This window comes from Microbacterium arabinogalactanolyticum (genome assembly GCF_030268005.1).
Lineage (GTDB): Bacteria > Actinomycetota > Actinomycetes > Actinomycetales > Microbacteriaceae > Microbacterium > Microbacterium arabinogalactanolyticum.
In genome coordinates this window covers 998,416-1,019,725 of sequence record NZ_BRZC01000007.1, presented here as the reverse complement: position 1 = coordinate 1,019,725, position 21,310 = coordinate 998,416, and the positions used below count along the sequence as shown (strand labels likewise).

At 69.9% G+C, this 21,310-nt stretch carries 17 protein-coding genes; 11 read left to right on the top strand and 6 right to left on the bottom strand.

The window, feature by feature from the left end; translation table 11 throughout:
• Window positions 1-3 precede the first annotated feature (3 nt).
• Complete coding sequence (locus MIAR_RS16330; RefSeq protein ID WP_285638086.1) at window positions 4-1,473, bottom strand: peptide MFS transporter; 1,470 nt, start codon at window positions 1,471-1,473, stop codon at window positions 4-6.
• A 70-nt stretch (window positions 1,474-1,543) separates the two neighbouring features.
• Between MIAR_RS16330 and MIAR_RS16325 the strand changes: the two genes are divergently transcribed.
• The 4 genes from MIAR_RS16325 to MIAR_RS16310 are packed head-to-tail and all read left to right on the top strand — an operon-like array spanning window position 1,544 to window position 4,641.
• Window positions 1,544-2,881: an alpha-hydroxy-acid oxidizing protein gene (locus MIAR_RS16325; protein WP_285638084.1), complete on the top strand. Its 1,338-nt coding sequence runs from the start codon at window positions 1,544-1,546 to the stop codon at window positions 2,879-2,881.
• Between the two features lie 34 nt (window positions 2,882-2,915).
• Window positions 2,916-3,536 carry a hypothetical protein gene (locus tag MIAR_RS16320; protein ID WP_285638082.1) on the top strand — a complete coding sequence of 207 codons (621 nt, stop codon included), beginning with the start codon at window positions 2,916-2,918 and terminating at the stop codon, window positions 3,534-3,536.
• A gap of 20 nt (window positions 3,537-3,556) precedes the next feature.
• Window positions 3,557-3,937, top strand: a complete 381-nt coding sequence (locus MIAR_RS16315) for a DUF4870 domain-containing protein (RefSeq protein ID WP_285638080.1) — start codon at window positions 3,557-3,559, stop codon at window positions 3,935-3,937.
• Window positions 3,938-3,951: 14 nt separating this feature from the next.
• The gene (locus MIAR_RS16310) at window positions 3,952-4,641 is read left to right on the top strand and encodes a GNAT family N-acetyltransferase (RefSeq protein ID WP_285638078.1); all 690 of its coding nucleotides are present in this window, start codon (window positions 3,952-3,954) and stop codon (window positions 4,639-4,641) included.
• A 4-nt stretch (window positions 4,642-4,645) separates the two neighbouring features.
• Here MIAR_RS16310 and MIAR_RS16305 read toward each other — a convergent pair whose 3' ends face one another.
• Complete coding sequence (locus MIAR_RS16305) at window positions 4,646-5,062, bottom strand: VOC family protein (RefSeq protein WP_285638076.1); 417 nt, start codon at window positions 5,060-5,062, stop codon at window positions 4,646-4,648.
• Between the two features lie 138 nt (window positions 5,063-5,200).
• Between MIAR_RS16305 and MIAR_RS16300 the strand changes: the two genes are divergently transcribed.
• Window positions 5,201-6,586, top strand: coding sequence for a glycine--tRNA ligase (locus MIAR_RS16300; RefSeq protein WP_285638074.1), 1,386 nt, complete (start codon window positions 5,201-5,203; stop codon window positions 6,584-6,586).
• A gap of 346 nt (window positions 6,587-6,932) precedes the next feature.
• On the top strand, window positions 6,933-7,652 hold the full coding sequence (locus MIAR_RS16295; RefSeq protein WP_285638073.1) for a hypothetical protein: 720 nt from the start codon (window positions 6,933-6,935) through the stop codon (window positions 7,650-7,652).
• An 8-nt stretch (window positions 7,653-7,660) separates the two neighbouring features.
• Here MIAR_RS16295 and MIAR_RS16290 read toward each other — a convergent pair whose 3' ends face one another.
• The 3 genes from MIAR_RS16290 to MIAR_RS16280 form a co-directional block, all read right to left on the bottom strand.
• Window positions 7,661-8,557 carry an RNA polymerase sigma-70 factor gene (locus MIAR_RS16290; protein WP_285638072.1) on the bottom strand — a complete coding sequence of 299 codons (897 nt, stop codon included), beginning with the start codon at window positions 8,555-8,557 and terminating at the stop codon, window positions 7,661-7,663.
• Window positions 8,554-9,147 carry a carboxymuconolactone decarboxylase family protein gene (locus MIAR_RS16285; protein WP_285638070.1) on the bottom strand — a complete coding sequence of 198 codons (594 nt, stop codon included), beginning with the start codon at window positions 9,145-9,147 and terminating at the stop codon, window positions 8,554-8,556. The genes MIAR_RS16290 and MIAR_RS16285 overlap by 4 nt, the downstream gene beginning before the upstream one ends.
• Window positions 9,148-9,340: 193 nt before the next feature.
• A complete protein-coding gene (locus MIAR_RS16280) occupies window positions 9,341-12,331 on the bottom strand; it encodes an alpha-mannosidase (RefSeq protein ID WP_285638068.1) in 2,991 nt (996 codons plus the stop codon).
• Between the two features lie 90 nt (window positions 12,332-12,421).
• On the opposite strand from MIAR_RS16280, the gene MIAR_RS16275 reads away from it, so the two are divergent.
• Complete coding sequence (locus MIAR_RS16275; RefSeq protein ID WP_285638066.1) at window positions 12,422-13,447, top strand: LacI family DNA-binding transcriptional regulator; 1,026 nt, start codon at window positions 12,422-12,424, stop codon at window positions 13,445-13,447.
• A 24-nt stretch (window positions 13,448-13,471) separates the two neighbouring features.
• Here the strand turns inward: MIAR_RS16275 and MIAR_RS16270 are convergent, their stop codons facing one another.
• Entirely contained in the window at window positions 13,472-14,776 is a 1,305-nt protein-coding gene (locus MIAR_RS16270; protein ID WP_285638064.1) for a glycoside hydrolase 5 family protein, read from the bottom strand.
• A 141-nt stretch (window positions 14,777-14,917) separates the two neighbouring features.
• Between MIAR_RS16270 and MIAR_RS16265 the strand changes: the two genes are divergently transcribed.
• From MIAR_RS16265 to MIAR_RS16250, 4 genes are read left to right on the top strand one after another with little or no spacing between them, the layout of a single operon-like run.
• A complete protein-coding gene (locus MIAR_RS16265) occupies window positions 14,918-16,219 on the top strand; it encodes an ABC transporter substrate-binding protein (protein ID WP_285638063.1) in 1,302 nt (433 codons plus the stop codon).
• 54 nt (window positions 16,220-16,273) lie between these two features.
• Window positions 16,274-17,161, top strand: coding sequence for a carbohydrate ABC transporter permease (locus MIAR_RS16260; protein ID WP_285638061.1), 888 nt, complete (start codon window positions 16,274-16,276; stop codon window positions 17,159-17,161).
• Window positions 17,158-18,087: a carbohydrate ABC transporter permease gene (locus MIAR_RS16255; RefSeq protein ID WP_285638059.1), complete on the top strand. Its 930-nt coding sequence runs from the start codon at window positions 17,158-17,160 to the stop codon at window positions 18,085-18,087. Before MIAR_RS16260 ends, MIAR_RS16255 begins: the two co-directional genes overlap by 4 nt.
• The gene (locus MIAR_RS16250; protein ID WP_285638056.1) at window positions 18,084-21,296 is read left to right on the top strand and encodes a glycoside hydrolase domain-containing protein; all 3,213 of its coding nucleotides are present in this window, start codon (window positions 18,084-18,086) and stop codon (window positions 21,294-21,296) included. Before MIAR_RS16255 ends, MIAR_RS16250 begins: the two co-directional genes overlap by 4 nt.
• Window positions 21,297-21,310 lie beyond the last annotated feature (14 nt).

The following is a 21,310-nucleotide window of genomic DNA, read 5'->3' as shown; positions in this document are numbered from 1 at the left end:
GCGTCAGCTGACGCCCTTCATGAGCCTCAGCACGGGCTTGGCCGACAGCGCCAGGCCCAGTCCGACGACCACCGCGATCGCACCGAGGATCGAGAAGTACGGCACCTCGTTCTGCGGGTCGTAGAACTGCACGAGCCAGCCGGAGATGGCCGTGCCCAGCGAGATCGACAGGAAGAACAGCGCGACCATCTGGGCCTTGAAGTGCGAGGGCGCGAGCTTGGTCGCCGCCGACAGGCCGATCGGCGAGAGCAGCAGCTCGGCGACGGTGAACACCAGCAGGATGCCGACGATCGCCAGCAGCGGCGTCGAGCCCTCGCCTCCGTTCGCGAACGGCAGGAAGAGCAGGAAGGCGCCGCCCATCACGATCGTCCCCAGCGCGAACTTCATCGGAGTGGTCGGCTGCCTCTTGCCGAGCTTGGTCCACAGCGCGGCGAACACCCCGGAGAGCACGATGATGAACACCGGGTTGATCGACTGCACCCACACCAGCGGCATCTCCCAGCCCAGGATCATGCGGTCGAGGCGCTTGTCGGAGTACACCGTGAGCACGGTGAACTGCTGCTGGTACAGCGACCAGAACGCCACGCTCGTGATGAACAGCGGCACGAACGCCCACACCCGAGAGCGCTCGGTCGCGTCGACGTGACGGCTGGACAGGATGATGGTGAAGTACGCGAGCGTCGCGACCAGCGCGCCCACGATGACGATGTTCGCGAGGTTCTCGGGGCGGATCACGCCGACGAGCGTCAGCACCACGATCAGTGCGATCGCCACGACCGCGATGCCGATCACCAGCGGATAGCGACGGGCCGGCAGCGGATTGGGAACCGTGGAGGCCGCGGCCGGCAGGTTCCGGCGTCCGAAGCTGTACTGGATGAGACCCGCGGTCATGCCGACCGCCGCGAGGCCGAAGCCCCAGTGGAAGCCGACGGTCGACTGCAGCAGACCGGTCAGCACGGGGCCGAAGAAGGAGCCGAGGTTGATGCCCAGGTAGAACAGCGAGAAGCCGGCGTCGCGCCGGGTGTCCTCCTCGGAGTACAGCGTGCCCACCACCGAGGTGGCATTGGCCTTCAGGCCGCCCGAGCCGAGAGCGATCAGCACCAGGCCGACGCCCACGCCCACGAAGCCGGGGAGGAGGGCGAGGGCGGCGTGCCCGGCGACGATGACCATGGCGCTGAAGAACAGCACCCGCTCCGAGCCGAGCAGGCGATCCGCCAGCCAGGCGCCCAGGATCGTGGAAAGGTACACCGATCCGCCGTAGGCGCCGACGATGCCGCCGGCGATCGCCTCGGGCATGCCCAGTCCGCCCTTGGCGACGCTGAAGTACAGGTAGATGAGCAGGATGCCCTGCATGCCGTAGAAGCTGAACCGCTCCCACATCTCGACGCCGAACAGGTTCGCGAGCGCGCGCGGCTGCCCGAAGAATCCGTGCTCCGGGGCCGTCGGCTCGGTGGTGCTCGGCGAAGAAGTCATCCCTCCAGTTTACGTGCAGGCCGATTCGCGGCCCTGTCCGGGCCGATCCGCGGCCGCTAGGGTGGGCGCCATGAGCACCGTGGCTCCGAACGACCCTGCTGCCGCCCGAGGCATCTCGCGCCGCACTCAGTCCGACATCTTCCGCGCCGGCATCAGCGGTGATCGTCCCGCCGTCCCGGTCGGCGTCGACGCGCTGGATGCCGAGGCCGAGGCCGCCCTGTCGAAGGAGGCGTACGCCTACGTCGCCGGCGGGGCGGGCTCCGAGGCGACCGTCGCGGCGAACCGTCGCGAGTTCGAGCGCTGGCAGGTGTGGCCCCGGCCGCTGAGGGACGTCTCGTCCCGCGATCTCTCCGTGGAGTTCCTCGGGCGCACCCGCCCCACCCCTCTGCTGCTCGCGCCGCTCGGGGTGATGGAGCTCGTGCATCCGGAGGCCGATCTCGCGGTGGCCCGGGCCGCGGCATCCGCCGGCGTGCCGTACACGGTCTCGAACCAGGCATCCTTCCCCGTCGAGCGCATCGCGCAGTCGGCACCCGGCGCACCTCGGCTGTTCCAGCTGTACTGGTCGGCATCCGATGAGCTGAACGCGTCGCTGCTCGGTCGTGCCGAGGCGGCCGGATGCGAGGCGGTCGTCGTCACGCTCGACACCCACCTGCTCGGCTGGCGCACCCGTGACCTCGATCTGGCGTATCTGCCGTTCACCCGCGGGATGGGCATCGCCCAGTACACGTCGGATCCGGTGTTCCAGGCACTGGTGCGGGAGCGCGCGGGTGCCGCCCCGGCCGACCAGGCGGCCCGGACCACGGACGCCGCCGGTCGCGTCACGCCGAGGACGATCGCCGCCGGTGTGTCGATCGCCCGCAGGGGCGCCGGCCTCACCGGCAGCCGCAGCCTGCGCGAGAACCTGCGCTCGCCGTTGCCGCGCGCCGCCGTCGAGACCTTCCTCGACGTGTTCTCCACGCCCACCCTCACCTGGGACGACCTCGCCAGGGCGCGGGAGTGGACGTCGCTGCCGATCATCTTGAAGGGGATCGTGCACCCCGACGACGCGGAGCGAGCGACGGATGCCGGGGTGGACGGCGTCTGGGTGTCCAACCACGGCGGCCGGCAGATCGATCGATCCGTGCCGACGCTGGCCGTGCTGCCGGAGATCGCCGAGCGAGTGGGCGGGCGGATCCCGGTGGTGTTCGACTCCGGCATCCGCAGCGGAGCGGATGCCGCGATCGCCCTGGCCCTCGGCGCCGACGTCGTGGCGCTCGGACGCCCGTACGCCTACGGTCTCGGGATCGCGGGGGAGCGGGGCGTCCGCGAGGTGATCCGCAACGTGCTGGCCGAACTCGACATCACGCTCGGCCTCGCTGGGCTCACCTCGATCGGTGAGCTGGACCGGGACGCGCTGCGGGCCGTGTGATCGCCCGCCGCGGAGGCCGTGATTGCATGGACGCATGACCGACGCACCCGAGTACGAGCAGCATCCGGCCGACACCGCCTTCCATGCCCGCCTGCCGATCGGCGAGCGGATGGACGCCAGTCCCCTCACCGAGGGCCTGCCCTGGGCGTTCGAGCAGATCACCATGCGCCCGCTCGGGCCGATGCTCGTTCCCGAGCAGCCGCGCGGCGGTGAGCTCGAACCGGAGAACTGCTCCTCCTGCAGGCCGAGCGAGCATACGATCTGGCAGGACGAGCTGTGGCAGGTGCGCTCGGGCTGGGACGCCAACGGGCTGCCGTTCGTCGGGGCGATCTCCCCGCGCGAGCACTGGCTGCTCGAGGATGCCCCGCACGAGGTGCTCGCGGCGTACGGTCCGCTGATGCAGCGCATCTCGCAGGCGGTCAAGAGTATCCCGGGCGTCGCCCGCTGTCACTTCGCCCGCTGGAACGACGGCTCCGCGCACCTGCACCTGTGGGCGCTGGCGCGGCCGGCCGGCATGATGCAGGGGCGCGGGGCCGCGCTCGCGTTCTGGGACGAGATGCTCCCGCCCATGCCGGCGGAGATGGCCGAGGAGCACCTGCGCATCGTCGCCGACGCGCTCGCCGCGGGCGGCGGGCAGGCGTTTCCGAACCGCTGAGCCGCCGCTAGGGTGAGCCCATGAGCAACGTGCCTCCACCACCGCCGGGCCCGTACTACGCGGCCGCGCCGCAGCCCATGAATCCGGCCGACGAGAAGATGTGGTCGGTGCTGGTGCATGTCGGCGGCATCCTGTTCGACTTCATCCCGGCGCTGGTCGGTTACCTGGTGCTGAAGGACCGCGGCCCTTTCGTGCGCGCGCACACGGCGTCAGCTCTCAACTTTCAGCTGACGATGCTGATCGGCTACTTCGTCGGGGCGATCCTGTCGCTCGTCATCATCGGCCTGTTCATCATGCTCGCGGTCGCTGTGGTCACCATCGTGTTCAGCATCATCGCCGCGATCAAGGCCGGAAACGGCGAGTGGTATCAGTACCCGATGTCGATCAAGTTCGTCAGCTGAGGCAGACTGGGATCGTGCGAAGCATCCGCGAACTCGACACCGTTGAACTGATCATCGACGCCCAGGGCCTGCTGGATTCCATCCGAGGTGCCAACCGCGTCATCGACGCCGGCACGCTGCGCGCGCTGCAGCAGTCGGGCAACTACGTCGTCGGGCTCTTCGACGACTCCGAGGGCGAGGATCGGATGGTCGGCGCCTCGATCGCCTTCTTCGGCGAGCCGGGCAAGCGCACCATGCACTCGCACATCACCGCGCTGCTGCCCGAGTACCGCGGACGCGGCTGGGGTCGCGAGCTCAAGGAGCACCAGCGCCAGTGGGCCTTCTCCCGCGAGGTCGGTCGCATCACGTGGACCTTCGACCCGCTGGTCGCCCGCAACGCGCACTTTTTCCTCACGGTGCTCGGGGCACGGGCGACCGGCTACACGGTCAACCAGTACGGCATCTTCGGCGGCGGCGACGCGGGCGACGAGAGCGACCGACTGGATGTGGAGTGGGCCCTGGCCGACATCGCCAAGCCGCCGGCATCCGACGCCGTGGTCGCGACCGTCGAGATCCCGACGGATATCGAGGGCATGCGCGAGACCGATCCGAGTGCCGCCCATGAGTGGCGTCTGCGCCTGCGCGCGGACATCGAGCAGCAGCTGTCCCAGGGTCGTCGTCTCGCCGGGTTCGAGACCGGCCGCGGCTACCTCTTCACCGAGTGACCTGTCACGCCGGCGGCAGCACGAACGCGCCGGTGTCACCGGGGTTGACCGCGATCTCCCAGCGGAAGCCGTCGGGGTCGGCGAAGTAGCCCGAGTACCCGCCCCAGTCGCGACGGGTGGCGGGTGAGACCGTGGCGCCCAGCGCACCGGCCTCGGCGAGCACCGCATCCACCTCCGCCTCGGTGGCGAGGTTGTGCGCGAGGGTGATCGGGGCGACGCCGGATGCCGGAGGCTCCCCGATCTCGGCGGTGAAACCCTCCACGTTCCACAGCGAGAGGATCAGCCGCTCGGCGACGGGGAGCATCAGCACCTCGCCCTCGGCCTCGAAGATCGGCTCCCAGCCGAGCCCGTCGACGTAGAACGCCCTGCTGCGGCTCACGTCCGCGACGGCGAGGGTGATGAAGCTCACGCGCTGTTCCATGCGCACCACCCTGCCACCGGCGACCGACAGAGGGAACCGGCATCCGTCAGGGGCCATTATCCGCGCAGACCGCGCGGATAGAATGAGGATGCCCGTGATCACGGGCGTTTCCCGCAGCATGCGACCATTGGAGCCACCGTGGCCGAACAGTCCCGTCTTGACAAGGTCATCGCCCTCGCCCGCCACCGCGGGTTCGTGTTCCAAGCGGGTGAGATCTACGGCGGTTCCCGTTCTGCATGGGACTACGGCCCCCTCGGCACCGAGCTGAAGGAGAACATCCGCCGGCAGTGGTGGCAGACCTTCGTGCGCGGCCGCGGCGACATGGTGGGCCTGGACTCGTCGATCATCCTTCCCAAGCGCGTGTGGGAGGCATCCGGCCACGTCGCGACCTTCACCGACCCGCTGGTGGAGTGCCTCAGCTGCCACAAGCGCTTCCGCGCCGACAACCTCATCGAGGACTTCGAGGCCCGCAAGGGCCGCAAGGCCGAGAACGGCCTGGCCGACATCCCGTGCCCCAACTGCGGCAACAAGGGCCAGTACACCGAGCCCAAGGCGTTCTCGGGCCTGGTGAAGACCTACCTCGGCGTCGTCGACGACGAATCGGGTCTGCACTACATGCGCCCCGAGACCGCGCAGGGCATCTTCGTGAACTTCTCGAACGTGCTCACCGCCTCGCGCAAGAAGCCGCCGTTCGGAATCGGACAGGTCGGCAAGGCGTTCCGCAACGAGATCACCCCCGGCAACTTCATCTTCCGCACCCGCGAGTTCGAGCAGATGGAGATCGAGTACTTCGTGCCGCCGGCCGAGGCGCAGGAGTGGTTCGAGCACTGGGTCGAGGCCTGCTGGAACTGGTTCATCGACCTCGGTATCGACCCGGAGAACATCCGCCAGTTCGACGTCCCGAAGGAGGACCGCGCGCACTACTCCGCCGGCACCATCGACGTCGAGTACCGGTTCGGCTTCGCGGGCAAGGAGTGGGGCGAGCTGATGGGCGTCGCCAACCGCACCGACTACGACCTGTCCAGCCACACCGAGGCATCCGGCCAGAGCCTGACGTACTTCGACCAGGCATCCGGCGAGCGGTACACCCCGTACGTGATCGAGCCGTCGTTCGGTCTCACCCGCGCGATGATGGCGTTCCTCGTCGACGCGTACCAGGAGGAGGAGGTGCCGAACGCGAAGGGCGGCACCGACACCCGCACCGTGCTGAAGCTCGACCCGCGTCTGGCGCCGATCAAGGTCGCCGTGCTGCCGCTGTCGCGCAATGAGCGCCTCTCGCCGCTGGCACGCTCGGTGGCCGACGGCCTGCGCGGCCAGTGGACCGTGGACTTCGACGACGCCGGCGCCATCGGTCGCCGCTACCGTCGTCAGGACGAGGTCGGCACCCCGTTCTGCGTCACGGTCGACTTCGACTCGCTCGACGACAACGCCGTGACGGTGCGCGACCGCGACACCATGGGCCAGGAGCGCGTGTCGCTGGACGACCTGCACGCCTACCTCGCCGAGCGCCTGCGCGGCGCCTGACGTCGGACACACGAAGGCCCCGATTCCCCCCGCGGGAATCGGGGCCTTCGTCTGCGCTCGTCAGTCGAGCGCTCGGGGGCGAGAGCTCAGAAGTCCTCGCCCTCGGCCTGCGAGGGGTGCTTGTCGAACCACAGCGGGCGGCCGATGTGCAGCAGGGCATCGCTGTCGAAGAGATCGTGGGTGTCGGTGACGTTCATGAGTGCTCCTAGCGTGGGGGTCTCAATCCAGCATCCGATAGAGAATCGGGCTCTTGCGAGGGAACTATCGCGAAAGAAGCGCGAATCCTTCATTCTGGGCAAGGACCGTGCCGCGCTAGGGTGATCGGGTGGGGGAAACGGATGCTGAGGTGACGCGCGCACGTGCGTCGATGCTGCGCCCGGCGGCGCTGGTCTCCGCGCTGTCCGTGCTGGTCGCATGGATGCTCGTGCTCGTCGAGCCGAGCGACTACGACGGAGCCTCCGGTCTGCTGATGCTGTTCGGGGTGCCGGCGCTGTGCGTGGCGGTGCTGTGCATCGTCGTGGCGACGCGGACCGGCATGAGCGGGGCGTTCGGCGGCGACCGGCGCTGGCTGTGGTGGCCGCTGTGCGTCATGCCGGTCGGCGTGCTCGCCGCGCTGGCGGTGAGTGTGCTGCGCAGCCCCGACTACTTCATCGGCGAGGACTCGCCGTGGATGCTGCTGTGGATGCCGTTCCTCCTGGCCGCAGCGATGCTGCTCGGCACCCTGGTGGCGGCGTTCTGGCTGGGCCCGGTCGTCGCGCTGTGGATCACGACGGCGGCGATCATCCGCGGCCGGGCGAAGCCGAGCGCCATCGTCATGCCGCTGGTGTGGCTGGCCGTCGGCGTGCTGATCCTGATCGCCGCCGCATCCATCAACGCCGAGGGTGTCGGTCGGATGGCCTACGGCAACCTGATCCTGGCCTTCTTCGGACTGCCCGGCGCCTACGTGATCACCTGGATGCCCGGGCTGTGGATCGTGCGCGCGATGGTGCTCGCGCTGGTGCTGTTCTTCAGCGGCGCCGCGTGGCGCGAGCGGCGGGCCGGGCGGGCGAGCGCCGTCGGAGACTGACAAGCACGTCACCGCACCAGCAGGGTCTCCGCTCCCAGCGCCTCGAGCTTGCGCGGGTTGGCCATCGAGAACACCCGGGAGATCCGCCCGTCCTCGACCTCGAAGCTCACCGCCGCCATCAGCACGCCGCCCACCTCGATCCGCGCCGCGAGCCGGCCGTTCACGGTCATCGCGCTCACCCGGTAGGCGATGTCCAGCTTGGCGATGCTGCCGCGCAGGAACGCCACCACCCTGTCCGCACCGAAGAGCGGGCGACGGGCGGCATGGCGCACCAGGCCGCCGCTGTCGGTGGTCGACACCACGTCCGGCGCCAGCACATCCATCAGCCCCTGCATGTCGCCCGAATCGAGTGCGGCGATGAAGCGCCGCACCACGCGGTCGTGCTCGGAGACGTCCACCTCCATGCGCGGACGTCGCGCGGCGACGTGGTCTCGGGCCCGGTGCGCGATCTGGCGCACGGCGGCTGCGGTCTTGTCCACGGCATCCGCGATCTCGTCGAAGGGCACGTCGAACACCTCGCGCAGCACGAACACCGCACGCTCGGTCGGGGTGAGCGTCTCGAGCACGGTGAGCATCGCGAGCGAGACGCTCTCCGCGAGCACCACGTCGTCGGCGACATCGGGAGAGGTCAGCAGCGGCTCGGGCAGCCACGGGCCGACGTACTCCTCACGCCGGCGCGACACCGTCCGCAGCTGGTTCAGCGACTGCCGTGTGACGATCCGCACCAGGTACGCCCGCGGATCGTGCACGCGTCCGCGGTCGACATCCGCCCAGCGCAGCCACGACTCCTGCAGCACGTCCTCGGCATCCGCCGCAGAGCCGAGGATCTCGTAGGCGACGGTGAACAGCAGTCCGCGGTGGACGACGAACGGGTCCTCGGATGCCGGATCGGGGGAGCCGTTCATGAGTGCGACGCTACCCCCGCGGGCGTCGCCGTGGCCAGCGGCGCCAGCCCGCAGGCATCCGCGAGTCCGTCGGAGTGGACGCCGAGGGCGACGTTCATGCGGGCCGTGGCGTTGAGGTACCCGACCTTCGCCGCCAGTTCGAGCAGGGCGGGGGCGCCGAGCTCGGCGAGCAGCGCGGCGGAGAGCTCGTCGGTGACCGCCGGCGGGGTCTGGCTCATCGCCTCGGCGTACTCCATCACGCGGCGCTCCAGCGGGGTGAACCGCGTCGACTCTCGCCAGATCGGCACCTCGCGCGCCTTCTCCTCGGCGAGGCCGTGGTCGCGCGACATGAAGTAGTGCAGATCCAGGCAGAAGCTGCAGCCCACCGTCGCGGCGCACGCCATGCTGGCGAGCGTGCCGAGGCTCTGATCCAGCTCGCGCCACTTCTCGGTGCGGCCGCCGAACTTCATCATGTCCATCATCACCGGGCGGTGCTGCCACATCACCCCGAGGGAGTCCGGCACCTTGCCGAGCATCTTCTTCGCGGCGGCCTTCACCACCGCGCCGTACAGGCCGGTCACCGGGATGGCGGGAATGCGGGTCTCGTTCATGATCGCTGCTCCTCAGCCGGCACGTCTCTCGTGCCGTCGGCATGAAGACACCGCCCGTCCCGGAAGTGTGACATCCGGGGCGGGCGGTGCGGTCTGATCCGTTCGGGAGGAGAACTCCGGCTCGGGAGGAGGAATCCGAGGGACGCCTCCTCCCGCCCGTGAGATCTCCTCCCGAGAGAGCGGATGCTGCGCCTCAGGCGCGGGCGATGCGGAGCGTGCGCACCTCGAACGGCTTGAGCGTCAGCTCGCCGCCGGTGCGCGGGGAGTCCAGCTCGTCCTCGATCAGGCTCACCTCGCGGATGCCGGTGTGCTCGAAGCCGACGGTCAGCGTGCCCGTCGTGCGGTGTCCGAGCGACTCGTACACGCGGACGATCACGTCGCCCGAGCGGTCATCGGCGAGCTTCACGCTGGACACGACGATCCCGGCGCCGGTCGCCGAGACGAGCGGCTCCACCTCGTTCGCGCCGCGCACCACGTGCGCGGGAGCGTTCAGGCGGATGCCCTCGGCCGTCGCGATCTCGGCATCCGCGCCGATCACGAGACCGACCTCGATCTCGTGCCGGCCGTGGTCGGTGTCCGGGTCGGGGAAGCGCGGCGCGCGCAGCAGCGACAGGCGCACGGTGGTGGTGACGTCGTCGCCGTCCACCTCGCGGGAGGTGTCGTAGCCGTAGATCGAGTCGTTCACGAGCGCGACGCCGAAGCCGTCGTCCTCCTGCGCGAGCACGAAGCGGTGCATCGAGGTCTCGAACTTCGCGGCCTCCCAGCTGGTGTTCACGTGCGTGACGCGGCGCTGGAAGCCGAACTGCGTCTCGGCCAGGGTCTCGCGGGCGAACACGTCGAGCGGGAACGCGAGCTTGAGCAGCTTCTCGGTCTCGTGCCAGTCGATGTCGTTCTGCAGCAGCACGGTGCGCGAGTCCGGGCGCAGCGTGATCGTCTGCGTCAGGCGCGATTCGGAGAAGGCGCGATCGACCACCACGACGGCGGCGCCGTCGACCACGGATGCCGAGATCGACGAGACCGCCGTGAGGTCGTCGACCCGGTTCTTGTAGTACCGGTCGATGTCCCATGCGTCCCACATGTTCGGGAAGTCCTGGTGCAGCTGGAACAGGTTCGCCGGCTTCCCGGCGGGGATCGCCTCGCGGCCGGTCGCCTTGTCGACGGCCGAGGTGATCAGGCCCTCGGCCGAGACGGTGAGGGTGACGAGGTCGTTGGAGAGCACGAAGCCGTCGGGCGACTCCGTGAGGCCGGCGGATGCTGTGCTCAGGACGACCGGTGCGGCGCCCAGCGCCCGTCCGCCGCCGACCGAGGTCGGAGTGAACACCAGCTCGCGGTCGCCCTCGCCGGCCAGCGCCTTCCGCGCCTCCGACGACAGCTTCTCGGCATCCGACAGCACCCCTGAGAGGACCTCCACGGCCTCGCGGTGCACCCACGCGATCGAGGTGCCGGGCAGGATGTCGTGGAACTCGTGCAGCAGCACGGTCTGCCACAGCCTGTCCAGCTCGTCGTGAGGGTACTCGGCGCCCAACTGCACGGTCGCGGTCGCGGCCCACAGCTCGGCCTCGATCAGGGCCTGCTCGGCCCAGCGGTGCAGCGCCTTGGTGGCGTGCTGGCTGGTGAGCGTGCCGCGGTGCAGCTCGAGATACAGCTCGCCGACCCACACGGCGGGGTCCGTCAGCTCGGCCCTGGCGTCGTCGAAGAAGTCGTCCGGATGCTTCCACTCGACCTGCGCGGCGCCCTCCAGCGACGCCATGCGGGCCGCCTTGCCGGTCATCTCGCGGGTCGTGCCGCCGCCGCCGTCGCCCCAGCCGACCGGTGCGATCGACATGGTCGCCTTGCGGTTCTCCTTGAACTGCCGGCTGGCCTTGGCGACCTCCGAGCCGCTCAGCTGCGAGTTGTAGGTGTCCATTGGCGGGAAGTGCGTGAACATCCGCGAGCCGTCGATGCCCTCCCACAGGAACGAGTGGTGCGGGAAGACGTTGCGCTGGTTCCAGGAGATCTTCTGCGTGAAGAACCACTCGAACCCGGCCCGGCGCATCAGCTGCGGCAGTGCGGGCGAGTAGCCGAAGCTGTCGGGCAGCCACACGCCCTTGGAGCGGATGCCGAACTCGCGCTCGAAGAAGCGCTGGCCGTGCGAGAACTGGCGCACCAGCGACTCGCCCGTGGGCATGACCGTGTCGGACTCCACCCACATGCCGCCCAGGGGCAGGAAGCGTCCGGCCGCGACCGCGTCCTTCACCCGCGCGAACACCTCCGGGCGGTGCTCCTTGATCCAGGCGTACTGCTGCGCGCTGGACATGCCGTAGAGGAAGTCGGGCTGCTCGTCGATCAGCGTCGTCATCGACGAGGTGGTGCGGGCCACCTTGCGGATGGTCTCGCGCACCGGCCACAGCCACGCGGAGTCGATGTGCGCGTGACCGATCGCGGCGATGCGGTGCGCGCTGGCATCCGCCGGTGAGGCGAGCACGTCGGCCAGCCGGGCGCGGGCATCCGGCGCCGTCTCGACGATGCGCTGCAGGTCGAGCACATCGAGGGCGTCGTCGAGCGCCTGCAGGATGCGCATGCGGCGCGGGCTGGTCTCGGGCAGCTCCGCCTGCAGCTCGAGGAGGACCTCGAGATCGAGGGCGAGCTCGAACACCGCCTCCTCGAACACGGCGAGATCCATGTGCCGCACGCGGTACAGCGGTTCGGGGGAGGAGGTGCGGATGTCGCCCTCCTTCGTCGGCAGGAACGGGTGGTAGTCCAGCAGCACCGGGTTGGCGGCGCCCTCCAGGTAGAACTCCACGGCCCCGCCCGGCTCGGCCTCGACCGCCACCCACTGGTTGCGCGGGTTGATGCTCTTCAGAGGCGTGCCGTCGGGGCGGTAGGCGAGTGCCTCGCACTGGAAACCGGGCATGTTGATGTCGAAGCCGAGGTCGATCAGGGCCTCGATCCGCCGGCCGGACCAGTCCGCAGGAACCGACCCGCGCACGCGGAACCAGGTGGTGCTCCAGGCGGGCCCCCACATGCTGCCCGCGGTGAACGGCTCGAACTCGAGCGCGAGGCCCTCTGCCGGGGCGATCGGCTCGCCGGGCAGCTGGTGCGCTGCGATCTCGAGCGGCACCCGGGAGGAGTGGATCGCGGGGCGCACGCGCTCGGTGAGCACGCGGTTCACGCGGCCGACGGTGAGGGAGGTCTCTTCGTGCACGGGGGCTCCTTGCAGATGGAAGAATGAGGGCGATCGGCCGCGGGGTTCACTGGGACGGCCGATACTAAAACGATCTAGTACGGTGAGTCTATGTCACGGTCCAAGCGTGTCACCATCGCGGATATCGCGCGACAGGCGGGAGTCTCGCCCGGTGCGGTGTCCTTCGCCCTGAACGGGCGCCCTGGGGTGAGCGAGGAGACGCGGCAGCGCATCCTGGCGATCGCAGACGAGCACCAGTGGCGGCCCAGCTCCACCGCCCGTGCGCTGGTCGGTGCGAGGGCGGGAGTCGTCGGCTTCGCGGTCAACCGCCCGGCCCGCACCCTCGGCACCGAGGCGTTCTTCACCGACCTGATCGCCGGTGTGCAGTCGGCGCTCGCAGCCCGTCGCATCGGCATGCAGCTGGTCGTCGTGCCCAGCATGGCCGAGGAGATGGACACGTATCGGCGGTGGCGCCGGTCCAACCAGGTCGACGGCGTCCTCGTGCTCGACCCGCGCGTCGACGACCCGCGCCCCGGGCTGCTGCGCTCGCTCGGGCTGCCCTCGATCACGATCGGCGGCCAGCCGTCCCCGGACGACATGCACGCCACGCTGTGGCTGGACGACGCGGATGCCGCTCGCACGGTCTTCGGCTATCTGGCGGGCCTCGGCCATCGCAGCATCGTCTACATCTCCGGCCCCGCCGAGCACGAGCACGTCCGGCTGCGCAGCAGCGTCCTGGCCACCATGGCCGAGCGGGACATCGTCGGCGAGGTCATCCAGACCGACTACTCGCCGGCGCAGGTGTCCGCGGTCATGCGCACGCTGCTCAGCCGAGCCGAACGGCCGACGGCGGTCGTCTTCGACAACGACATGATGGCGATCGCGGGGCTCCGCATCACCCAGGAGATGGGCGTCGCCGTGCCTGCCGGGCTCTCGCTGGCATCCTTCGACGATTCGATCGTGACCGGCCTCGTCCGTCCGTCGATCACCTGCCTCACCCGCGACACGTTCACGCTCGGGGAGACCGCGGCCGACTTCCTGATCGAGCAGCTGGATTCCGCCGAGGTGCTGCCGGACCGCACCGGGCCGCAGCCGAGGCTGACGGTGCGCGAGAGCACGGCGCCGCCGCACTCCTGAGCGCCGCGCGGCTGAGCTCCGCACTCAGGAGACGACGGTGTTGTTGGACGAGTAGACGCCCACCCCGGTCGACAGGTCGGGGCGGACCAGCTCGGTGATGCCGCGGGACGCCAGCGCCGCGGCATCCGCGGCATCCTTCGACGTGACGAACGCCGCGTCCACGCCCGCCTCGCACGCGTCGACCCAGGCCTGGAAGACCGCGCCGCCCGGGCTGAGCGCGGCGCGGCTCACCGGCACGTCGGCGTCGTCGACGTCGACCACGATGCCGGTCGTGCGCGCCGGTGCGACCCCGCGTGCACGCAGCTCGGGGATGATCTCGGCGAACCGCCGGCCGATCGGCTTCACGGCCCCGCCGTTCTCCAGCAGGCCCAGCGAGTACTCCAGCTCAGGGTAGTCCGCGAGCTCTCGGCTCACGTCGTGCGAGCACCACCAGGTGACGCCCCACAGGTTCTCGGTGCGGGCGGCGGAGCGCACGGTCGCCTCCAGGAAGCCCGGCGTCTCCTCCGGGGTGAGGCAGTTCGACGGGGCGCCGACCTCCTGCAGCCAGATCGGCCTGGCGGGGTCGGTCGCGAAGGCGCGGGAGAGCTCGATCATGTACTCGGCATGACGGTCGGATGCCGCCGAGCGGCCGCCGTAGCGCTGCGCGGTGCCGTTGAAGATCCAGGAGTGCACGGTGGTCATGGCGCCCAGGCGCGAGGCGAGCGCGGGGGTGAAGCCGTGCCCGTCCATGTACCAGGCGGCGTCGTACTCGCTGTGCAGGTGATCGCGGCCGGGGGCCGCGCGCTCGGCGGCATCCAGCAGCGAGGTGATCCAGTTCGCCGCCTCGGCCTCGGTGACCGGCCACTGATGCGGGTGCGTCTCGGCCGAGAACTGGTTGGTCTCGTTGCCGAGCGTGAACCCGAGGAAGTTGCCGGCGTCGTTCAATGCCGCGCCGAGCGTCTCCACCAGGGCGACCTGGCCGCTGAGCGCGTCCGGATGCGTGAACATATTCTTGTCGTGCCAGGTGAACAGCCACGAGGGGACGAAGTCGAAGCTCGACAGGTGCCCCTGGATCACGTCGACTCCGGCGTCCAGTCCGAACTCCGCCGCGACGTCGACCACGGCGCGCACATCCGCGACCGCCTTCTCGCGGATCAGCGTCCGATTCGGCTGCAGCACGGTCCAGAGCGGGAAGACCCGCACGTGGTCGAGCCCGAGCGATGCCAGCCCCTCGAAGTCGCGGCGCACGTCGTCGAGGTCCAGGGACAGCCACGAGTGCATCCAGTCCTTCGACGGGGTGTAGTTGGCGCCGAAACGCAGCGGTGCGTCGGCGGACGTGGGTGCTGGCATGGGGGACGCCTTCCTGAGCGCGTCACCCCTCGAGGTGGACGTCGTCGCTCTCCTGTGCAATGCTATGGTCACTATAGCGGTTTAGTAATGGATGCGAACCCCAGCGGGTGCGCAGCCGGACCCCTTCGAAGGAGAACGTCCATGAAGATCCGATCGACTCTCGCCGTCGGCCTCACCGCGGCGACGGTGCTCGCGCTGACGGCCTGCACCGGAGGCGGCGGCACACCGGATGCCGGCGGTTCCGGCCCCATCGACACGTCGGGAGAGCTCAGCGGCACCATTCAGTTCCAGACCTGGTCCCTCAAGAACGAGAAGTTCACGCCCTACTTCACCTCGCTCATCAAGGCGTTCGAGAAGGAGCACCCCAAGGTCAAGGTGGACTGGATCGACCAGCCCGGCGACGGCTACCAGGACAAGATCCTCAGCCAGGCCAACTCGAACACCCTGCCCGACGTGCTCAACCTGCCGCCGGACATCGCGTTCCCGCTGGTCAAGGCCAACAAGCTCCTCGACCTCGACAAGGCCGCCCCCAAGCTGAAGAGCGTCTACAACGCCGGCGGCTGGGAGGCCTACAGCAAGTTCAGCGGCGTGGAGGGCACCTACGGTCTGCCCTGGTACCTCGGCAGCGACGAGTCGTGGTGGAACCTGGAGCAGCTGCAGCCCTACGGCGTGACCGAGGCCGACCTGCCCACCACCACCGACGGCTGGCTCGACCTCGCCAAGAAGGTCGCCCAGGAGTCGAACGGAAAGGTGCAGCTGGTCTCGTCCATGCCCGGTCTCGACACGTTCGTCGCCGCCGACATCCCGATCATGAAGGACGACGGAACGTTCGTCTTCAACACTCCCGAGGCCGTCGACATCGTGCAGAAGTACGCGGACGCCTACAAGGCCGGCGCCATGCCGCCGGAGTCGCTGACGGGCAGCTACGGCGGCAATGCCGAGATGTACCTGCAGGGCAAGGTCGCCTACTCGACCGGTGGTTCCGGCTTCGCCGGCGACCTGCGCACCAAGGCGCCCACCCTGCTCGAGCACACCGTCGCCACTCAGCGCCCCGGCACCCCGCCGCTGTTCGTCCAGGGCGTGAACGTCTCCGCCGACTCGAAGAACAAGGCCGCCGCACTCGCGTTCGCGGAGTTCGTCACCAACGAGAAGAACCAGGTCGACTTCGCCAAGATCGCCGTCGGCTTCGCCCCCGGAACCGCCGCGGGTGCGGAGGACGTCGTCAAGGCCGTCGAGAGCAGTGTCGACCCGGCGCAGGCGAAGGCCATGAAGGTCATGTTCGACGCACTGCCGAAGGCCAAGTCGACCCCGTTCCAGTGGACCGGTGCGATGACCGACTACCTCAACCAGCAGATGGCGCTCGCCATCCGCGGCGATGCGACGGCGAAGGACACGCTCGACAAGATCGTGAAGTACGCCAACGACAACCGCATCGACAAGTGACCGGACCCCGAGTCCGATGACCGAGAACACCAGCACACCGAAGAGGTACGCGCCATGAGATCGCACAGATGGTTCACCCCCTGGCTGCTCCTGGCGCCCGCCGTCATCTGGGTGCTGGTGTTCTCGCTCTGGCCGTTCCTGAACACGGTCGTGCTGAGCTTCACCGACGCGCGACCCCTGCAGCCGGTCAAGGGGGTCGGCTTCGCGCAGTACGAGCGGCTGCTGACCGATGAGCAGTTCCGGTATGCGCTGATCACCTGCCTGATCTACGTCATCGTCTGCGTGCCGCTGCTCACCGTGCTGCCCCTGCTGCTGGCTCTTCTCGTGGAGAAGAACATCCCCGGCATCGCCCTCTTCCGCACCACCTACTACTTCCCGGTGATCGCGTCGGTCGTGGTGGTCGCGCTGATCTGGGGATGGCTGTTCGACAGTCGCGGCATCATCAACGAGGGGCTGCAGTGGATGGGCCTCACGGATCAGCCGGTCGCGTTCCTGGTGGACCGCTGGTGGATGCTGGCCGTCAGCATCCTGCTGACCGTGTGGAAGGGTCTCGGCTACTACATGGTCGTGTACCTCGCGGCCCTCGGCAACGTCGGCAAGGACCTGCACGAGGCCGCCATGCTCGACGGCGCAGGCAGCTTCCGACGCTTCGTCAGCGTCACCATCCCCAGTGTCCGCGGGGCGATGCTGCTGATCTCGGTGCTCGTCGCCGTGTCGGCCATGCGCGTCTTCACCGAGCTGGATGTGCTCTCCAACGGCACCGGCGGGCCCGGTGGTTACAACATGTCGATCGTCATGCTGATCCGGCAGGTCGGATCGGGCCTGAGCGGCAACCTCGGCTACGCCGCCGCGATCAGCGTCGCGCTGTTCCTGCTGACGCTCATCCCGCTGGTCGCCATCGCCCTGATGAACCGTGAGAAGAAGGCGAAGGTGCCGGCATGAGCGTCATCGAAGACCGCCCCGCGGCATCCGCTCCGCAGCCGGCTGAGCAGCGGATCCGCCCCGACCGCCGGTTCCGCCGCAAGGGCTCAGGCGACTTCACCAAGCCGACCGTCGGCGGCCTGATCGGCCGTTACGCGCTGCTGACGCTGGTGCTGATCCTGTTCATCGGCCCGTTCGTGTGGCAGCTCGCGACCTCGTTCAAGGGTCCCGCCGACGACCTCTACACGTTCCCGCCGAACCTCATCCCCACCGACCCCACGGTCGAGAACTACATCAAGGTCACCGACCTGATCCCGGTCTACACCTACGCCTGGCACTCCCTGCTGGTCGCCACCGGCGCGGTCATCACCAACGTCGTGCTCTCGGTGTTCGGCGGCTACGCGCTGGCGTGCATGAAGTTCCGCGGCAAGTTCATCGCCCTCGGCATCCTGGTCTCCACCATGCTGCTGCCGGGCGAGGTGACGGTCACCGCGAACCTGCTCACGATCAACTCGCTGGGTCTGGCGAACTCGCTGTGGGGCGTGTTCCTGCCCGGCGCGATCGGGGCGATGAACGTGCTGCTGATCGCCACCGCGTGCCGCATGATCCCGCAGGACGTGCTCGACGCCGCGACCGTCGACGGCGCCACCACCTGGCAGCGGATCCGTCACATCGTGTGGCCGAACGTGCGCGGCATGGCGAGCGTCGTGGCGATCTTCACCTTCATCGGCCAGTGGGACGACTACCTGTGGCCGCTGATGGTGCTCACCGACCCGAACAACTACACGCTCACGGTCGGCATGGCGTACCTGAACGGCAACTTCTCGCCCGACCCGCGCCTGATCGCGGCGGGCACCATGGTGGCGCTGATCCCGATCATCCTGCTCTTCTCGGTGATGCAGCGCTTCTTCTTCCAGGGCGTGCAAGAGGGAGCCGTCAAGGGATGACGTCCGCGACGCTGAGCCCCGCCGAAGGCCCCGCGGATCCGCCCTCGTCCCGGTCCCTGGCCGGCGTGCTGGGCGGGCGCGTGCACGCGTTCCGGTTCGATCCCGCCGCCGGGGTGCAGCGGATGCCTCTGCCCGGCGGATTCGAGGTGGCGCCGGATGCCGTGCTGCACTGGGCGTTCTACGCCGACGGTCCTGACGCGACGCACGCCCCGCACGCGGCGCTCGCCGTCACGATCGACGTGGTGTTCGAGCGTGGGCCGGGCAGCGCGGAGGAGCGGCTGAGTCAGCACCCGGATGCCCGCGATCGATACGGCGTGCCGCTGACAGCGGCGGCGCAGTTCGATGCGGCCTGGTCGATGCCGGAGCAGTGGAACGCCGACTCGGTGTCGCTCGAGGCATGGGTCGGCTGTGCGGCACGGGTCGAGGTCGTGCTGGGCGCACCGGACCTGGTCGCGGGCGCGGCCGCCGGCGGCGCCGTGGAGGGCTTCGTCGAGGTGGTGCTCGGCAGCAGGACGGATGCCCTGGCTCCGCCGACCACGGACGGCGGGCCGGCACTCACGCCGGCGGATCGGGTCGACACGCGACGGGGCAGTCACTCCGGCGACCGGTTCTCCCGCGGGAACACGATCCCCATCACAGCCGCTCCGCACGGCTTCTGCTTCCTGACGCCGGCGACCAGGACGGCGGACACGCGCTGGCCGTATCGCTGGTCCGTCCACGACGACCGGCGCGGCCGGCCGCTCGCCGCGCTGCAGTTCTCGCACCAGCCGAGCCCGTGGATCGGAGACCGCGGCGTGCTGCAGCTGCGACCGTTCCTCGGCATCCGCGACGGCGAGCCGCTGCGCATCGCACCCGAGGGCGAGCACGCGCGTCCGCACCATTACCGTGCGCGGGTGCGCGCCGCGCACGGCGAGGTCGCCGTCGTCGAGATGACGGCGACCTCGCACGGCGGCGCTTTCCGGATCACCGCTGAGGAGGCCGGCGGGCTCGTCGGCTTCGAGATCGGGTCGCCCGACGGCGCCGGGCGGGTGAGCATGCACGACGGCGGGACCTTCGACGGCTGGACTCCGGAGGGATCCGAGGACTGGGGCAACGCCCCGCGCGCCTACTTCGCGGGCATCGTGCGCGGTGACGACGTGACCGCGACCGACGGACTCCTGCAGGCACGGGGCGGGTTCGAGGTGCGCATCGCGCAGTCGTTCCTCTCGGTGGAGCAGGCCCGCAGGTCGCTCGCGGAGGAGCTGCCCGCGACGCGCTCGTTCGCGCAGCTGCGCGACGCGCTGCGGGACGAGTGGAACGTGCTGCTCGGCGCGGTGGAGATCCCGCCGCTCGATGCGGCCGAGCGCGCGCATCGCGGCCTCGCCGACGACGAGTCGCGGGCGCAGCTGGCCTCGGCCCTGTACCGCCTGCACCTGTACCCGAGCACGACCGCCGAGAACACCGGCACCGCCGAAGAGCCGCGCCTGCGCTTCGCCGACCCGACGACGCCCGCCGACCCGCACGGGGAAGAGGCCACGGGCGCGCCCGTCGCGGACGGCGAGCTGTTCGTGAACAACGGCTATTGGGACACCTACCGCACCGCGTGGCCCGCGCTGGTCCTCTTCGACGCCCCGCTCGCCGGACGGATGCTCGACGGTCTGCGGCAGCAGGCGGATCGCGGCGGCTGGATGGCGCGGTGGAGCGCTCCGGGTTACGTCGACTCGATGGTCGGCACCTCCAGCGACCAGATCTTCGCGGATGCCGAGCGGTGGAGCGTCCCGTTCGACGAGCACGCCGCGTTCGAGACCGCCTGGCGCGACGCCTGCGAGCCCAGCGACGATCCCCGCAAGGGGCGCAAGGGCATCGGCCGGGCGCGCTTCACCGGGTACGTCTCGAACGGCGTCCCGGAGGGGATGAGCTGGAGCCTGGAGAACGCGATGTCGGATGCCGGCATCGCACGGTTCGCCGAGAGGCTGGCCGCCCGCGACGACAGCCCGAGGCATCGCGCGCACGCCCGCTACTTCGCCAACCGCGCCCGCTCGTACCGGCAGCTGTTCGATGATGCGTCCGGGTTCTTCCGCGGGAAGGATGCTGAAGGGCGCTTCGCGCCGGCGGCGTTCGATCCCCGCGTCTGGGGCGGGGACAACGTCGAGACCAACGCCTGGGGGATGTCGGTCACGGCCGTGCACGACGGCCCTGGACTCGCGGCGCTGCACGGCGGCCCCGCCGGTCTTCGCGCCCACCTCGACCGGCTGTTCGCGGAGCCCGAGACGGCCGATCCCGCCTTCGGCGGAAGCTACGGCACCGTGATCCACGAGCAGCGCGAGGCCCGTGCGCAGCGCAGCGGGATGTGCGCGCTCTCGAACCAGCCGGCGCACCACATCCCGTGGATGCATGTGCACGGCGACCAGCCCTGGCGCGCCGGCGCTCTGGTCCACTCCCTCGCCGGGCGGCTCTTCACCGGGGCGATGATCGGCCAGGGCTTCCCCGGCGACGAGGACAACGGCGAGATGAGCATGTGGTGGCTGTGGGCCGCACTCGGGCTCTACCCGCTCGAACTCGCCTCGGGTGAGCTGCGCATCGGCAGCCCGCTGTTCGACGACATCACCGCGCGACGTGCCGACGGCGGCTCGCTGCGGATCCTGTCGCGGCGGCCCGGGCCGGATGCCAGGTGGCTGGTCGCGGCGACCCTCGACGGCGCGCCGCTGGACCGTGCCGTGCTCTCGGTCGACGCACTCGGCGGGAGCGCGGACGCCGTGCTCGAGCTGGAGTTCACCGCCGATGCCGCACAGGCCGCCGCGAGCGCGCTCTGGGACGGCCCCGCCGTGCCGGTGGAGCCCTGGTATCCGGATCTGACCGGCGCCGGCGGACACGCGCTGGACCGCACCCACGGCGCACTCTTCGACGACGGGGCCGCCCCGCTCACCGCGGTCGCGCTCGCCGCGGGCGAGGCCGCAGGCTGGGTGTTCGACGAGCCCGTCACGGTCAGCGACGTCACCGTGACCGGGGCGGGCGACGCCCCCGCCGGTGTCCTGCGCTGGCAGGCGAGCGACGACGGCATCCTCTGGCACGACCTGGAGACCACCCACAGCGAGCCGCTGCCCGCCGACCGCACGACGCCGTTCGTGCTCACGGCACCCGTCACCGCACGGATGCTGCGCGCCCTGGCATCCGAGCCCGTCACGCTGCGACAGCTCGAGCTGTTCGCGCTCGACATCCCGACCCTCTGAGTCCCTCCCCCCGG

Bases quoted from the DNA above. Each gene is read 5' to 3' on its own strand.
- MIAR_RS16330 (WP_285638086.1), bottom strand. From the start codon at position 1,473: ATGACTTCTTCGCCGAGCACCACCGAGCCGACGGCCCCGGAGCACGGA.
- MIAR_RS16325 (WP_285638084.1), top strand. From the start codon at position 1,544: ATGAGCACCGTGGCTCCGAACGACCCTGCTGCCGCCCGAGGCATCTCG.
- MIAR_RS16320 (WP_285638082.1), top strand. From the start codon at position 2,916: ATGACCGACGCACCCGAGTACGAGCAGCATCCGGCCGACACCGCCTTC.
- MIAR_RS16315 (WP_285638080.1), top strand. From the start codon at position 3,557: ATGAGCAACGTGCCTCCACCACCGCCGGGCCCGTACTACGCGGCCGCG.
- MIAR_RS16305 (WP_285638076.1), bottom strand. From the start codon at position 5,062: ATGGAACAGCGCGTGAGCTTCATCACCCTCGCCGTCGCGGACGTGAGC.
- MIAR_RS16290 (WP_285638072.1), bottom strand. From the start codon at position 8,557: ATGAACGGCTCCCCCGATCCGGCATCCGAGGACCCGTTCGTCGTCCAC.
- MIAR_RS16285 (WP_285638070.1), bottom strand. From the start codon at position 9,147: ATGAACGAGACCCGCATTCCCGCCATCCCGGTGACCGGCCTGTACGGC.
- MIAR_RS16275 (WP_285638066.1), top strand. From the start codon at position 12,422: ATGTCACGGTCCAAGCGTGTCACCATCGCGGATATCGCGCGACAGGCG.
- MIAR_RS16270 (WP_285638064.1), bottom strand. From the start codon at position 14,776: ATGCCAGCACCCACGTCCGCCGACGCACCGCTGCGTTTCGGCGCCAAC.
- MIAR_RS16265 (WP_285638063.1), top strand. From the start codon at position 14,918: ATGAAGATCCGATCGACTCTCGCCGTCGGCCTCACCGCGGCGACGGTG.
- MIAR_RS16260 (WP_285638061.1), top strand. From the start codon at position 16,274: ATGAGATCGCACAGATGGTTCACCCCCTGGCTGCTCCTGGCGCCCGCC.
- MIAR_RS16255 (WP_285638059.1), top strand. From the start codon at position 17,158: ATGAGCGTCATCGAAGACCGCCCCGCGGCATCCGCTCCGCAGCCGGCT.
- MIAR_RS16250 (WP_285638056.1), top strand. From the start codon at position 18,084: ATGACGTCCGCGACGCTGAGCCCCGCCGAAGGCCCCGCGGATCCGCCC.